This window comes from Flagellimonas oceanensis, from assembly GCF_003992595.1.
GTDB lineage: Bacteria > Bacteroidota > Bacteroidia > Flavobacteriales > Flavobacteriaceae > Flagellimonas > Flagellimonas oceanensis.
Window position 1 is genome coordinate 95,940 of sequence record NZ_RZNA01000052.1, and the last position, 14,872, is coordinate 110,811.

Sequence of the window (14,872 nt, forward strand, 5' to 3'; positions counted from 1 at the left end):
CGATTGCCCTAAGATTTAACCTCCATAATCACCATTAGGTGGTGGTGAGGAATTGCCTTTGTTTAAAATTAAACTCTCATCGCCGCCAGCGAATACAGCCGGGGCAAAACTTGCACTGGACATGTTTTTCTCTTCACTTGTGCCTACTTCAGAACTACCAACAGCATCTTTGATTAATTTGGCTTTGCCATCGGCGTCGATGTAAAACCCATATTCCTCTCCATCAACCATCATTGTGGGTACGATAAAAATAGAGTTTTGTCTTGGATGTACTATTTTTTTTCCATCGGGAAAGTCTGGTTTGTCAGGGTAATTTGCAAAGTATAGGCGGAAAGAAGCTATTTTCACTCCAGCCTTCTTGGCTTCTTGCTCGACATAGGCGGTGTAATTCTTTATTTTGTCAAAACTGAAAGAGGTAAATCGGGAAGGAATGAATTTTTCATCTGGATTGCGTTCAGTTTCTTCAAACTGTCGAATCATATCCACCCTATTTTTTGTGTAGTTGTCGTAGAGTGATTTGGACTCTTCCAACGAAATGATACCTTCTGGGGGTTTCACTTCTTCTTGTCCAGGTTCGGTAGGTTCTTCTTTTTTTGGTCCTTGCTGGCAAGCCCCGAGTAGCAAAAATGAGGCCCCAAAAAAAGCAATTACTGCTTTTCTGTTGTTTTTCATAGTTAAGGTGTTTATGGTTTAGTTTTGGGGAAACCGAAATAAAGATATGTCTTTTCTATAAATTGACTCAACAAAAAGCCCTTCAAAATATTGAAGGGCCCGTAATCTTATGGTATAGAGTGTAGTGAATTTTTACTCGTTCATGGTAAGCAAAAATTCCTCGTTGTTCTTGGTTTGCTTTATGCGTTGCTCCATGAATTCCATGGCTTCCACGGGGTTCATGTCGGCCAAATACTTGCGCATAATCCACATACGTTGAATGGTGTTTTCATCCAACAACAAATCGTCTCTTCGTGTTGAGGAAGAAATCAGGTCAATGGCAGGGAAAATTCTTCTGTTGGAAATCCTTCTATCCAACTGAAGTTCCATGTTACCGGTACCCTTGAATTCCTCAAAGATAACTTCATCCATTTTGGAACCTGTTTCTGTCAATGCTGTAGCGATAATGGAAAGCGAACCTCCATTTTCAATGTTACGTGCCGCACCAAAGAAACGTTTTGGTTTGTGCAATGCATTGGCATCCACACCACCACTCAGTACTTTGCCAGAAGCGGGTTGTACAGTGTTATAGGCACGGGCCAAACGGGTAATGGAATCCAATAGAATCACTACATCGTGCCCGCATTCCACCAATCTTTTAGCTTTTTCCAATACAATGTTGGCCACTCTTACATGCTCGGTTGCTTCCTTATCAAAAGTTGAGGCAACCACTTCGCCACGTACGTTACGCTGCATATCGGTAACCTCTTCAGGGCGCTCATCAATCAATAGGATGATTTGATATACCTCTGGGTGGTTGGCTGCGATAGCGTTGGCGATATCCTTCAACAACATGGTTTTACCCGTTTTCGGCTGGGATACGATCATGCCCCTTTGTCCTTTCCCGATAGGAGAGAACAAATCCATGATTCTTGTGGAAATGGTACTTTGTTTTTCCGCCAACTTGAACTTTTCCTTTGGAAACAATGGGGTAAGGTGCTCAAAAGCTACTCTGTCACGAACCACTTGAGGGTCCAATCCATTGATTTTGTTTACCTTAATCAGTGGGAAATACTTTTCGCCCTCTTTGGGAGGTCGAATATTGCCCAAAACGGTATCACCGGACTTAAGTCCGAACAATCTGATCTGTGATTGGGATACATATATATCGTCAGGAGAAGAAAGATAGTTGTAATCGGATGATCTTAGGAATCCGTAACCATCCTGCATAACGTCCAACACACCCTCACTTTCAATAATGCTGTCGAACTCATATTCAGGTTCTTTGTACCTGTTTTTCAGGTCCTTGTCAAAATTGCTGTTCTTTTTGTCGTGGTGCGACTTGTTGTGTTGGTTGTTTCTCCTATTGTTATTTTGGTTTTTTTGAGAGTTGTTGCTGCCTTGGGATTTGTTGTCTTGCGATTTGTCATCCCTTTTTTGAGGCTTAGCTTGTGGTTTGGTTTCCTCTTTTTTAGCTCTAGGCTCTCTTTTTTGAGGTGCTTTTTTAGGAGCATCCCCTTCAGTTTTTTTGGTATCCGCAGCCTTTGGGCGTGGCGTTCTGGGTTTTCTTGGTTTTGGGGCTGGCTTTTCGTCGGTGGTAGCTGAAACGGTTTCCGCAACAGCTTTTGGGTTGGAGGCCTGAACGTCCAATATTTGGTAAACCAGGTCTAGTTTTTTCAATGATTTGAATTTGGGAACATTTAGACCCTTTGCAATTTCTTGCAACTCAGGAAGCTTTTTAGCTTTTAGATCTGAAATCTCGAACATTAAGTAATGGAATAAGTTAAACTTGTGTGATTCTAAATTTGAAGTAAAGTTATTTATGGATGCTACTGGAGAAAGATTTCCTAGGTAGGTGCTTGCTAATAACGAGACAATATTACAAATAATTTTTCAAGAATAAGGCCTTATTTATCAAAAAGACACCTATTTTTGCGATTCCAAATCGATTTGAACAATGATTCAGCGGATACAAACGTTATTTTTACTCATAGTAGGCCTTATTTCAGGCATACTTCCGTTCTTTCTGAATCTGTGGGTAGAAGTTGGGGGCAAAGAAGTTTTTGCCCAAGATCAAGTTGTGGTAAGCCTCGTCTTTTATGTGGCTACCGTGCTTGCCGTGGTATCGATTTTAATGTACAAGAAGCGACAAAATCAATTTGTGGTAAACAGATTGAATATGATATTGAACCTTTTTTTACTAGGATTTTTCGTTTATCGATCGCTAAGCTTATCCGGAGAAACTGTGGTTTCTGAGAAGGGTATTGGGATGCTGATTCCTGTATTTTCTATCGTTTTTCTTGTCCTGGCCAACAGGGCTATCAAAAAGGATGAAGATCTTGTAAAATCTGTTGATCGCTTACGTTAAACCTAACATCTTAGTAGTATTAGTGCGAAAAAACCCTGGCTCCGGTCGGGGTTTTTATGTTTTTGGCTATCGTTTGCCCAGCTCTATCACTTCCAGGTCTGAGATTTTGTCGCCATCAATCACAAATCGCAACATCGTCCGAATCTGATGGAAACCATGTTTTCCACATGCGCCTGGATTCATATGCAATAAGCCCAATTTTTTGTCATGCATTACCTTTAAAATATGGGAATGCCCGCAAATGAACAGCTTGGGCGGGTTACTTCGGATTTCATCCCGAACGCGGACATTGTACCTGTTGGGGTAACCGCCAATGTGGGTAATCCAAACATCGACCCCTTCACACATGAACCTGTTGTTTTCTGGAAACTCTTTTTGGATTACATGGTCATCAATATTGCCATGTACTCCCTTTACAGGTTTTATGGCTTCCAATTGGTCGGTAACGGATAAGCTTCCAATATCGCCGGCATGCCAAATTTCATCAGCTTGTGCTGCATACTTTAGTATGGTTTTGTCCATGTGGCCGTGAGTGTCCGAAAGCAATAAAATTTTCGTCATTTCGCTAAAAATATGCTAAAAACTATCCGTTGGATTTGTGTTGGTAAGGATTGAATTATCTTTATCGACCTAAAAGTAAGGGATCCCATTGAGATATTTTATCCAATTTTCTTATTTCGGTAAAGCATATCACGGATGGCAGAACCAACCCAATGCCATTACAGTGCAGGAGGAATTGGAAAAGGCCTTGTCCACATTGTTGCGGCAAAAGGTGGCGGTGGTAGGTGCTGGAAGGACCGATGCCGGGGTGCACGCTAAACAGATGTTCTGCCATCTAGATGTCGATGCCATATCGGATATTGATGATCTGGTATATCGGTTGAATGCCTTTTTGCCGGATGATATTGCAATACAGAGAATATTCCAAGTTGCCGATGATGCCCATGCCCGTTTTGATGCAGTGGAACGCACCTACGAATATTGGTTGGTTAAGGAAAAAGACCCTTTTTTGTTCGATTGCGCCCATTTTATAAAGCAGCCACTGGATGTGGACGCGATGAATCAGGCAGCTAAAATACTATTGGACTACACGGACTTTGAGTGTTTTTCCAAATCCAATACCGATGTGAAAACATTCAATTGTGATGTTCGCGAAGCGTTTTGGAAAGTTGATGAGGATAAATGGGTGTTTACCATTGCCGCAGACCGATTTTTGCGAAATATGGTCCGTGCTGTGGTGGGAACATTGTTGGATGTGGGCATGGGAAAAATGTCTCCAGAAGGCATCCATCAAGTCATTGCAAGTAAAGATAGGGGAGAGGCAGGTGCCTCCGTCCCTGCAAAAGGATTATATTTGACCAAGGTTTCATATCCAAAAGAGATTTTTAATGAGCAAAAAGGATGATGTAGGAAAAGCGTTCGATTTTAGATTGTTCAAACGTGTTTTTTCGCGAACCAGACCCTACAGGGGAATTTTTTGGTTGGTGGCCATCGTGGCTGTGTTGTCCGCGGCATTTGCTATCGGGATTCCATTGTTGGTCAAGGAAATCATCAACCGATCTTTGGAGAACAAGGATGCCGAACAATTGCTCAACAATGTATTGTTGATGTTGGCCTTTTTGCTCGGACAGGTAACCACTCAGTTATTGTTCAATTATTATGCGAACCTTTTGGGCGAGTCTGTCATCAGGGATATCCGTATCAACCTTTTTGAAAAGATGACCAGTTTTAAAATGACCTATTTTGACAACTCTTCGATAGGTGTACTGGTAACGAGGGCCGTTGCGGATATGCAGCGAATCGGGGAAATCTTCAGTCAAGGATTTTTTATGATTGTGGCCGACGCTCTTAAAATGTTGTCCGCAGCTATCATCATGGTGGTCATCAATTGGAAATTGGCATTGATCGTATTTGCCATCATGCCGGTAATTTTGATTGCTACCCGACTGTTTCAGCAAGCCATGAAGGTGGCATTTGTGGAAGTGAGGGCGCAAGTGTCCAATCTCAACTCCTTTGTTCAGGAACGTATTGCGGGAATGAAGATAGTTCAACTCTTCAACCGGGAAGAGATTGAAAAGGAGAAGTTTCGTGTCATCAACGAAAAGCATCAAAATGCTTGGTTGAAGACGGTTTGGTACAACTCCATATTCTTCCCCATTGCGGAAATATCCAACTCCATTGGTATAGGTTTGGTGGTTTATTTTGGTGTGATTCAAAATATTGAAAATGTAGGTATGGACAACAAAGGAGCCATTGTGGCTTTCTTTTTCTTGATGGATTTGTTGTTCCGACCACTTCGTCAGATTGCAGATAAGTTCAACACGCTTCAAATGGGAATGGTGGCCGCTAACCGAGTCTTCAAGATATTGGATACCGATAGCCATATTGATGATAACGGGAAGGTCGAGAAAAAGGACGTAAAAGGAGATATTGAATTCAAGGACGTACATTTTGGCTATGTGCCGGATGAAGAGGTACTGCACGGAATATCGTTTCAAGTGAAAGCAGGGGAGACCGTTGCCATTGTGGGTGCGACGGGTGCAGGAAAATCGACCATCATCAACCTGCTCAATCGATTCTATGAGATCAATTCAGGAAAAATCTTGGTGGATAATGTGTGCTTGGATGATTATACATTACGATCCCTGAGATCACATATCGCCATTGTGTTGCAAGATGTCTTTTTGTTTGCCGATACCATTGCTCATAATATTTCACTTCGTGATGACTCGATTTCAGAGGAAGAGATAGAGGCTGCGGCCAAACAAATCGGGGTGCACGATTTTATTTCAAGTTTGCCGGGAGGTTATCAATACAACGTAAAGGAACGCGGAACCATGCTTTCCAGTGGTCAGCGTCAATTAATTGCCTTTTTACGTGCCTATGTGAGCAACCCAAGCATCTTGATTCTCGACGAGGCCACATCTTCTGTGGATACGTATTCCGAACAATTGATCCAACAAGCTACGGATAAGATTACCGAAGGCCGGACTTCCATTATTATTGCGCACCGTTTGGCGACCATCAAAAAGGCGGATAAGATTATCGTGATGGATGCAGGGAAAATTATAGAGATTGGAACCCACAAAGAGCTTTTGGAAAAAGGTGGTTATTACAACGATTTGTATAATGCCCAGTTCTTGGCGGAAGAAGTGGCTTAACCATTTTATTGAGGGGGAGGCAAAAAATCTTCTGGTTTGATAGCTCCAGTTATAAATCCAATTATAGCAATGAAAATGCCAATTCCCATCATCAGTACAATCAGCATTATAAAATAGGCCAAAGCGCGAATCAGAGATTCAAAAAAATTGATTTGATGTATCTTTTTTAGAGCATAGAATTGATAGGCCACCATGAACAATAGAATCAATCCATTTACGGGTTCGTAGCTCACATCGAAGAAGCCAAACAAGGGTATACATATCAAAAATTGGACAAAGGTAACCTGTCCTACTATATATGCGTTGGCAACTAAATGTTCTGTATAATTGAGTGCTTTTTTGTCCAAGAACAAAACCCAGGTCATTAGCGCATAAAAAGGCATGATGAGGTATGACAAAATCCCCTGATAGTCAAAAACAAAATCCAATTTAGGAGTGTTCTCATTGGCAAAGCTTGTTTCCGTGAGTTTAACACCATAGATGTCTTGAAGTATGTAAAACATTATTCCGGAAATTGTAACTCCAATGGCAAAATAGCTTATAGGGTTCATATATCTTTTTCGAACACCGCTATTGTAGCTTTCGATTACAGATTGAGGTTGAGAGAACAAATGCCTAAAGGTTTTAAGGAAGGTGTTATCCAAATTGAAAACTTGGTAACTTATATCTTCCCAAACATTTTTTAAGGTTAATCTGTTGCGGATTACTTTTCCACCACAAGTGGGACAAAAGCTGAAATCTGAACGGAGGCTGTTGTCACAATTGGCACATTTCATTGCTCCAAGTCCTTTTTAATGCGTTTTACCAATTCCTCCCTATTTTTAAAGGGGATAAAGTCCCCGTTTTTGATATAGGATATCGAGCCTGTTTCCTCACTGACAACCAAGCATAGGGCATCTGTTTTTTCCGTGATGCCCACTGCGGCCCTATGGCGCAGTCCAAAGCGAAGAGGAATGTTACGGTCGTTGGAAACAGGAAGGATCACACGGGTTGCGGTAATGAAATTATCCTGAATCACAATGGCACCGTCATGCAAGGGACTGTTCTTGAAAAATATACTCTCCAAGATGGGCTGGGTCACTTTGATGTCCATGGAGTCCCCAGTGGATTTTACAAAATCCAAGGAATTGTTTCGCTCTATAACAATCAGGGCACCGGTTTTCGAAGTGCCCATGCGCTCACAAGCACCGATAATGGCCTCGACGTCGGTACTGGTGGAAATGGCCTCTTGCCGTAAGAATTTAAAATGCTTGAAAATGTTGCGCTTGGAGGCGAAATTGGTGGAGCCGATCATCAAAAGGAATTTTCGGATTTCTTGTTGGAAAACGATGATCAGGGCAATAAGACCAATGTTCATAAACCCCCCGACCATGCTGCTGATCATTTTCATTTGGAGCAATTCGGTCAATTTCCAAAGGGCCCAAACAATCACTATGCCAATAAAAATATTAATGGCGACGGTACCTTTGACGAGTTTGTAAATGTAATAGAGCAGTGCGGCCACAAGGACTATGTCGATGACATCCGTAATCTTGAATTCGAGAAAATTTAAAAAATCCAACGGCAGCGTTTTTGTAAAATTAGCAAAAATAGGAGAACCTCAAATTAGAGGGCATTCTCTTTTAAAGCCTCCACAAGTTTAACACATTCCAAGGCTTCTTTCACATCATGTGCACGAATAATGTTGGCGCCTTTTAATAGCGCTACCGTGTGCAGGGCGGTTGTACCGTTCAACGCTTCTTTCGCAGATGACCCCAAGAGCTTGTAAATCATGGACTTTCTGCTCAAACCGATTAAAATGGGCAAACCAAAGGTTTGGAACATATCCAGATGATTCAGCAGCGTGTAGTTTTGTGCCGTTGTCTTGGCAAAGCCAAAACCAGGGTCTATGATTACATCGTTTATTTTCTTTGATGTGGTCTCTTTTATCTTTTCGGAAAAATAATACCTAAGGTCATTGATCAAATTCCCATACACTGCTTCTTTTTGCATGGACTGGGGTGTGCCCTTCATATGCATCATAATGTACGGTACCTGATGCTTGGACACTATGTCGAACATGGTCTTGTCCAAATTCCCGGCGGCAATATCGTTGATGATGGACGCACCATGTTCAATACTTTCTTCTGCCACTTTGCCTCGGAAGGTGTCCACGGAAATCAAAGTATCGGGAAACTTTTTAAGGATAAGGTCAATAACGGGAACCATCCGTTTCAGTTCTTCATCCTCCGGGACGTGCGCTGCACCGGGTCGGGAACTGTAGGCCCCCATATCGATGAATGTGGCCCCATGGCTCAGCATATATTCAACTTGATCAAGGATGGATGCTTCGTCCTTGTACTTTCCGCCATCAAAAAAAGAGTCTGGCGTAAGGTTGAGAATGCCCATTACTTTGGGCGTTTTCAGGTCTACAAGATCGCCTTTACAGTTTATGGTCATAAAAAATATTTGCTTTGTCGGGTTTCATTATCTTTGGCAAAGTGCTCTAGGGCACAGATAAGTTGGACGAAATTTACGCAAATTAGCAACAATACATGCAGCAGACTTCCCAACAATACGATGCGGTAATACAGACCTGTCGTGAATTGTTTTCAAAGAAAGCCAAGGATTATGGCACCGCTTGGCGAATCCTTAGGTTACCCTCCCTAACGGACCAGATTTTTATAAAGGCACAGCGTATCCGTGGCCTTCAACAGAACGATGTGCGCAAAGTGGACGAAGATGAGCGTTCCGAGTTCATCGGTATTATCAATTATTCCATTATGGCGCTCATACAGATTGAAAAAGGTGTGGTGGAACAACCGGATTTGACTGCCGAGGAGGCCATTGCACTTTATGACGAGCAAGTGGCCATGACCAAGAAGCTCATGGAGGACAAAAACCACGATTATGGTGAGGCCTGGAGGGATATGCGGGTAAGCTCCCTTACGGATTTGATTTTGCAAAAGTTGCTGCGCGTAAAACAGATCGAGAACAATCAAGGGGCCACTTTGGTCAGTGAAGGCGTGGATGCCAACTATCAGGATATGGTTAATTATGCAGTTTTTGCATTGATTCATTTAAAAGAAGAAGAATGAAATATTTGGTCTGGATATCAAGAATTATTGTAGGGGTGTTGTTCATTATCAGTGGACTGATAAAATTGAACGATCCCATGGGTTTTTCCTTTAAACTGGAAGAATATTTCAGCCCGGGTGTGTTGGATCTTCCTTTTTTAACACCACTTGCATTGGCGATTTCCATTTTTGTGGTCATAGTTGAGGTGATTTTGGGAGTTCTTCTTTTGATTGGATTTAAACCCAAATTCACAGTATGGAGCCTTTTGCTCATGATTGTGTTCTTCACTTTCTTGACCTTTTATTCTGCTTATTTCAATAAAGTGACCGACTGTGGGTGCTTTGGGGATGCCATCAAACTGACACCATGGGAATCCTTTACCAAAGATGTTATTCTACTCGTATTTATTCTGATACTGTTTTTCGGTAGAAAATATATTACGCCATTGTTCAGTCCTAAGACCAATTGGATTGTTGGCGGAGTGGCCTTGTTGGCGTGTGTTTTGTTTGCCAATCACGTATTGGCTCATTTACCATCTGTGGATTTTAGGCCCTATAAAATTGGCGCCAACATACAAGAGGGAATGTCCGTTCCCGAAGATGCTCCTAAACCCATTTATGAGTATGCCTGGCGTTTTAAGGTGGATGGGGAAGAACAAATTTATGTGACCGAAGGCGACTATCCCACCGTCGACGGAGAATTTGTGGATGTGGAAACTACCCAAATACAAGCCGGGTACGAACCGCCTATACACGATTTTACCATTGAACAAGAAGGACAGGATTATGCCGCCGAACTGCTGGAAGAGGATAAATTGGTAATGGTGATTGCTTACGATATGGCAAAAAGTGATCTTGAAGCTTTTGAGGAGGTCGCCGAGGTAACTGCCAAGGCAAAACAAAAAGGTTACAAAGTCATAGGCATGTCCGCTTCGAGCAACGATATGGCCAACAAGATAATCGATACCTATGGACTGGATTTTGAGTTCTATTTTACAGATGAAACAACTTTGAAGACTATTGTGCGTTCCAATCCGGCTATTTTAGTGCTCAGTGAGGGGACCATTCGGCAAAAGGTACATTACAATGATTTTGATGAACTTACTTTCTAATCTTAACACTAAAGAAAAAAACCAAATAACATGAGAACAAAGATTGTAGCAGGAAACTGGAAGATGAACAAGAACCTTCAGGAAACGGAGGAATTGTTGGCCGAGCTTTCCGCCAAACTACCCGATACCGATGCCGATGTGATTGTGGCACCGACCTTTGTCAACCTTCAAGCGGCAAAGCAGGCATTGCAGGATTCCAAAATACAGGTGGCCGCCCAGAATATGCACTTTGCTGAAAGTGGGGCCTATACAGGTGAGATTTCAGCGGATATGTTGCTTAGCTTGGGTGTGGATGTGGTCATCCTAGGTCACTCCGAAAGACGTGCCTACTTTGGCGAGGACGATGGGTTATTGGCCAAAAAGGTGAAAACTGCCATCGAAAAGGATGTAAAGGTGATTTTCTGCTTTGGCGAGGAATTGGAGGACAGAAAATCCGATAATCATTTTGCCGTAGTGGAAAGCCAGTTGAAGAATGCCTTGTTCGACCTGGATGCGAGTGCCTGGGGCAAGATCGTCTTGGCCTACGAGCCTGTCTGGGCCATTGGCACCGGCGAAACCGCAAGTCCGGAACAAGCTCAGGAAATGCACGCATTCATCAGAAAAACCATTGCGGACGGATTCAATGCGACCATTGCCGAGGATGTTTCCATTTTGTACGGAGGGAGTGTGAAACCTGCCAACGCCGCCGAAATTTTCTCTAAACCTGACGTGGATGGAGGGTTGATCGGAGGTGCTTCATTGAAGGCCGAAGATTTCTCGGATATCATCAAGGCGATTTAAACAGTGTCTTTGGTTTATCTCGAATACGATTTTAAAATAAACCCGCTCCAACCCGCAACCGATATTCTGATTGCGGAGTTGGGGGAATTGGGTTTCGAAAGTTTTGTGGAAAACGAAACAGGGCTTTTGGCCTACATTCTTAAATCTGAATGGCGGGATGGTATGTTGGAAGACCTTTTTGTGTCACAGAATACAAATTTTGAAATCAGTTGGACCAGCAAGGAAATCGAACAGCAAAACTGGAATGCGGAGTGGGAAAAGAACTTTCATCCAATACTTGTAGATGATCGGTGCATGGTCCGTGCTCCGTTTCACGAAGCTGTTGAGGTGGATTACGATATTGTCATCGAACCGAAAATGAGTTTTGGAACTGGGCACCACGAAACCACCCATATGATGCTACAGCATATCCTGGACAATGATTTTCAAGAAAAATCGGTCTTGGATATGGGATGTGGAACCGGTGTTTTGGCCATTTTGGCCAAAAAGCGGGGGGCTGGCCATACCGAGGCCATCGATATTGATGAATGGTGCTATTTGAATACCCAAGAAAATGTGGAGCGAAATGACTGTTCTGACATCAAAGCTTTTCAAGGGGACAGTAGTTTGTTGAAAGACAAAAAGTTCGATATCATCTTGGCCAATATCAACCGAAATATCCTATTGGAGGACATTCCCGTTTACGCAGATTGCCTCAAAAGGGGTGGGGCACTTTTTTTAAGTGGCTTTTATTTGGAGGATTTAGATGCAATTTCTTCAAAATGTGGCGCCTACGGTTTGGAATTTGAAAAAAATCTGGAGAAGAACAATTGGGTTGCAGCAAAATATGTAAATTAGAAAGACGTAAACTCCGTTTGATATATGAGTACTAGAGAAAAAGAGTTGGAAGACGTTCTTCTGGAGGAAGAGACCACAAATGAGCATGAAATAGTCCTTTTTAATGACGATGTCAACACTTTTGATTACGTAATTGAAACCCTTATCAAGGTTTGTGAACATACCCCCGAACAGGCCGAACAATGCTCCTTGATCGTCCATTACAAAGGAAAATGTACAGTGAAAACCGGGGAGTATTCTTTCTTGAAGCCAAAATGCAGCAAATTGTTACAGGCAGGTTTGAGCGCCGAAATCGTATAGAGTGCTTGTTAATTTCCCTATGATACTTCAAAATACAAACTTGATGAATTCTTTACCTTGACCTAGAGTAACCTACCATCCCAATTCTTTACATTTAGCCTAACGACCACAACCAACAACTAACCATCCATTCTGGGAAATGAGTGAATTTTTTAAGGCTGAACTAAAAGACCGTTTTTTGGAATATGCTTTGGATCGAAGTGATTACTTCCAGATCCAGACCCTTTACGACGAGTTCCTACGACCCAATTACAGTCTGGAATATGTCCAGAAATTGGTTCAGGAGATTCTAGCTTATGATTCCAATTTGTTGGATGCCATGGGAGGAAATGGCCTGGATGTCTTTATGCTGGCCTCTACACCGAGTACACAGGGTTTTCTGGACGAGGGAGGTTTTATGAATCTCTATGTAAAAGAGGAGGAAAAGTGGGATACTTTTTTGGGACATTTGTCGGGCACCCCGAAATTGACCAAGGAGGAAAAAAAACAGATCAAACGCAACACCCCCGATCTTAAACGGGAAAAAGTGATGTTGATAGGATTGATAGTGGCAGTTGCCATCAGCTTTTTGTTCACCTTGATCAGTGTTGTAAAAGAAACCCTTTTGGAGCCCGAATATGTCCCTGCCGATGAATTTGAACGCAAGATAAATCAGCTACAGGAGCAATATATTCTGGAAAACCAAAGGCTTCAGTTGGAATTGAAAGAGGCACAACGCATATTGGATTCGCTGGAGCTGAAGTAACATGGGCCCTTGTTCCAGCAACGGGAACCAAGGGTGGGTCTCTATGGAACAAAAACGATCAAAACCTCGTGAAGATGGATCTGGATGGCCAAAGGCAAGCAATGTGTTGGGGCAAGGTCTTTTTATGATCGATTTGCCTTAATCCCCGATTTTTTCAAGGTTTCCGATAACTTTTGCCCACATATAAGTTTATTTCTTTAATATTGGTCGCCTTAAAGAGATCAGACCATGAACCATACCATTTCCTTCGGTTGTTTTACCGCTTCAGTATTACTGATGCTATCCTGCACCAAACCCAAAGTGGGAGCTGATATCCTGATCGAAAACGGAACGGTTTACAATGGGGTGGATGCCGAACCAAAAAAGTTGAGCATTGCCATAAAAGGGGATAAAATCATTTATATGGGTAAAGCGGATAGCGTTGAGGTGGTCGCTCCAAAAACGATCGATGCCAACGGGCTTGTTGTCTCGCCAGGTTTTATAGACCCACATACCCATGCCACCGCTGATCTGGAGGATTCTGAAAAATCCGATAACACGCCCTTTCTCTTTCAAGGAATCACAACAGTTACCGTAGGTAATGATGGAAGTAGTCCATATCCCTTGCAAGGGTTCCGCAGCCAATGTGGGGACCATGGAGTAGGGACCAATGTGGTACTTCTGGTGGGACATGGAACCGTGCGGAAAGAAGTCATGGGTAAGAGTGACCGGAAAGCCTCTGCCGAAGAGATTCAGAAAATGGAGAAACTGGTTCAGCAAGAAATGGATGCAGGGGCCTTTGGGATGTCTACAGGACTGTTTTATGCCCCTGGTAGCTATTCAGATACCGAGGAAATTGTGGCCTTGGCCAAGGTGGTCGCCAAGAACAACGGTGTTTATGATACCCACATGCGTGATGAAAGCACTTATTCCATTGGATTGATACCTGCCATTCGGGAGACCATCGAAATCGGGCAAAGAGCGCAGTTGCCCGTGCATATTTCACATATCAAATGTTTAGGGGTCGAGGTTTGGAAGCAGAGTGACTCCATTATCGATATCATTGAAGATGCCCGGAAAAAAGGTGTTGATATAACAGCTAACCAATATCCATACGAAGCCTCTGCAACAGGGTTGCAATCGGCTGTCGTTCCCCGATGGGCGGAAAGTGGGGGCAAGGATTCCCTGTTCATTCGATATGGAAACGCTGGATTGAGAAATCAAATACTTGAGCAAACGCAGAATAATATAGCCCGAAGAGGCGGTCCCAACACATTATTGATCGTCCAATCCCCAAAAAAGGATTATGAGGGTAAAACCTTGCTGGAAATATCGGAATCCCTGAATATGAAACCAGAAGAAACCGTCTTCAAAATTTTGGAAGAAGGCTATATTAAAATCGCTTCCTTTAACATGAACCCCTATGACATTGCCAACTTTATGGATGAACCATGGGTGGTCACAGGGTCCGATGGTGGTTCGGGGCACCCAAGAAAATATGGGACCTTCCCAAGAAAATACAACAAGTATGTCAAAGGGGACAGGATATTGGATTTAGGGGGCTTTATCAAACAAAGTTCTTCTGTAACTGCGGATATTCTCCGAATTCCTGAACGTGGTAAATTATTGGAAGGTTATTTTGCGGATATCATCATTTTCGATCCTGAAACATTTAAAGACCTCGCCACTTACAATGATGCCTTTCAATTGGCACAAGGTGTAAAGTACAGTATTATCAATGGGGAACTTTCCATTGACGAGGGGGAATATACTGGCGAAAGAAATGGGATTGTACTAAAAAAGTGATGACCATCTTTTAATTTTTTCTAGTTGGAATAGTTGTATTTTTATACAGGCAATGTTGCTGTATCAATACCAAACAA

General features: G+C 42.6%; 16 protein-coding genes and 1 pseudogene. 10 read left to right on the forward strand and 7 right to left on the reverse strand.

Going from position 1 to position 14,872, the window contains the following annotated elements:
• Window positions 1–15: 15 nt before the first annotated feature.
• Complete coding sequence (locus EO132_RS17650; RefSeq protein WP_127139125.1) at window positions 16–672, reverse strand: hypothetical protein; 657 nt, start codon at window positions 670–672, stop codon at window positions 16–18.
• Between the two features lie 132 nt (window positions 673–804).
• Window positions 805–2,418, reverse strand: coding sequence for a transcription termination factor Rho (gene rho / locus EO132_RS17655; RefSeq protein ID WP_127139126.1), 1,614 nt, complete (start codon window positions 2,416–2,418; stop codon window positions 805–807).
• Window positions 2,419–2,608: 190 nt separating this feature from the next.
• Here rho and EO132_RS17660 point away from each other — a divergent pair, with 190 nt between their 5' ends.
• On the forward strand, window positions 2,609–3,019 hold the full coding sequence (locus tag EO132_RS17660; RefSeq protein WP_127139127.1) for a DUF4293 domain-containing protein: 411 nt from the start codon (window positions 2,609–2,611) through the stop codon (window positions 3,017–3,019).
• 66 nt (window positions 3,020–3,085) lie between these two features.
• On the opposite strand, the gene EO132_RS17665 is transcribed toward EO132_RS17660, so the two are convergent.
• The gene (locus tag EO132_RS17665) at window positions 3,086–3,580 is read right to left on the reverse strand and encodes a metallophosphoesterase family protein (protein WP_127139128.1); all 495 of its coding nucleotides are present in this window, start codon (window positions 3,578–3,580) and stop codon (window positions 3,086–3,088) included.
• 88 nt (window positions 3,581–3,668) lie between these two features.
• On the opposite strand from EO132_RS17665, the gene truA reads away from it, so the two are divergent.
• A complete protein-coding gene (truA, locus tag EO132_RS17670) occupies window positions 3,669–4,424 on the forward strand; it encodes a tRNA pseudouridine(38-40) synthase TruA (RefSeq protein WP_127139129.1) in 756 nt (251 codons plus the stop codon).
• On the forward strand, window positions 4,408–6,180 hold the full coding sequence (locus EO132_RS17675) for an ABC transporter ATP-binding protein (protein WP_127139130.1): 1,773 nt from the start codon (window positions 4,408–4,410) through the stop codon (window positions 6,178–6,180). Before truA ends, EO132_RS17675 begins: the two co-directional genes overlap by 17 nt.
• 5 nt (window positions 6,181–6,185) lie before the next feature.
• Here the strand turns inward: EO132_RS17675 and EO132_RS17680 are convergent, their stop codons facing one another.
• The 4 genes and pseudogenes from EO132_RS17680 to folP form a co-directional block, all read right to left on the reverse strand.
• Window positions 6,186–6,683 (reverse strand): hypothetical protein, encoded by a 498-nt coding sequence (locus EO132_RS17680; protein ID WP_235856506.1) that lies wholly within the window; start codon window positions 6,681–6,683, stop codon window positions 6,186–6,188.
• Between the two features lie 18 nt (window positions 6,684–6,701).
• Window positions 6,702–6,956 (reverse strand): annotated as a pseudogene (locus tag EO132_RS19810) (DUF3667 domain-containing protein); the annotation flags it as partial.
• Complete coding sequence (gene cdaA / locus EO132_RS17685) at window positions 6,953–7,741, reverse strand: diadenylate cyclase CdaA (RefSeq protein ID WP_127139132.1); 789 nt, start codon at window positions 7,739–7,741, stop codon at window positions 6,953–6,955. The gene cdaA and the pseudogene EO132_RS19810, both read right to left, overlap by 4 nt.
• A 44-nt stretch (window positions 7,742–7,785) precedes the next feature.
• Window positions 7,786–8,619, reverse strand: coding sequence for a dihydropteroate synthase (gene folP / locus EO132_RS17690; protein WP_127139133.1), 834 nt, complete (start codon window positions 8,617–8,619; stop codon window positions 7,786–7,788).
• A gap of 95 nt (window positions 8,620–8,714) precedes the next feature.
• Here folP and EO132_RS17695 point away from each other — a divergent pair, with 95 nt between their 5' ends.
• The 7 genes from EO132_RS17695 (at window position 8,715) to EO132_RS17725 (ending at window position 14,795) form a co-directional block, all read left to right on the forward strand.
• A complete protein-coding gene (locus EO132_RS17695) occupies window positions 8,715–9,257 on the forward strand; it encodes a DUF1599 domain-containing protein (RefSeq protein WP_127139134.1) in 543 nt (180 codons plus the stop codon).
• Window positions 9,254–10,348, forward strand: coding sequence for a BT_3928 family protein (locus EO132_RS17700; RefSeq protein ID WP_127139135.1), 1,095 nt, complete (start codon window positions 9,254–9,256; stop codon window positions 10,346–10,348). The genes EO132_RS17695 and EO132_RS17700 overlap by 4 nt, the downstream gene beginning before the upstream one ends.
• A 30-nt stretch (window positions 10,349–10,378) precedes the next feature.
• Window positions 10,379–11,128 (forward strand): triose-phosphate isomerase, encoded by a 750-nt coding sequence (gene tpiA, locus EO132_RS17705; RefSeq protein WP_127139136.1) that lies wholly within the window; start codon window positions 10,379–10,381, stop codon window positions 11,126–11,128.
• 3 nt (window positions 11,129–11,131) lie between these two features.
• The gene (gene prmA, locus EO132_RS17710) at window positions 11,132–11,965 is read left to right on the forward strand and encodes a 50S ribosomal protein L11 methyltransferase (RefSeq protein ID WP_127139137.1); all 834 of its coding nucleotides are present in this window, start codon (window positions 11,132–11,134) and stop codon (window positions 11,963–11,965) included.
• Between the two features lie 24 nt (window positions 11,966–11,989).
• Window positions 11,990–12,265: an ATP-dependent Clp protease adaptor ClpS gene (locus tag EO132_RS17715; protein WP_127139138.1), complete on the forward strand. Its 276-nt coding sequence runs from the start codon at window positions 11,990–11,992 to the stop codon at window positions 12,263–12,265.
• A gap of 139 nt (window positions 12,266–12,404) precedes the next feature.
• Window positions 12,405–13,010, forward strand: coding sequence for a hypothetical protein (locus EO132_RS17720; protein ID WP_127139139.1), 606 nt, complete (start codon window positions 12,405–12,407; stop codon window positions 13,008–13,010).
• Window positions 13,011–13,238: 228 nt separating this feature from the next.
• A complete protein-coding gene (locus EO132_RS17725) occupies window positions 13,239–14,795 on the forward strand; it encodes an N-acyl-D-amino-acid deacylase family protein (protein WP_127139140.1) in 1,557 nt (518 codons plus the stop codon).
• The last annotated feature ends 77 nt before the right edge of the window (window positions 14,796–14,872 follow it).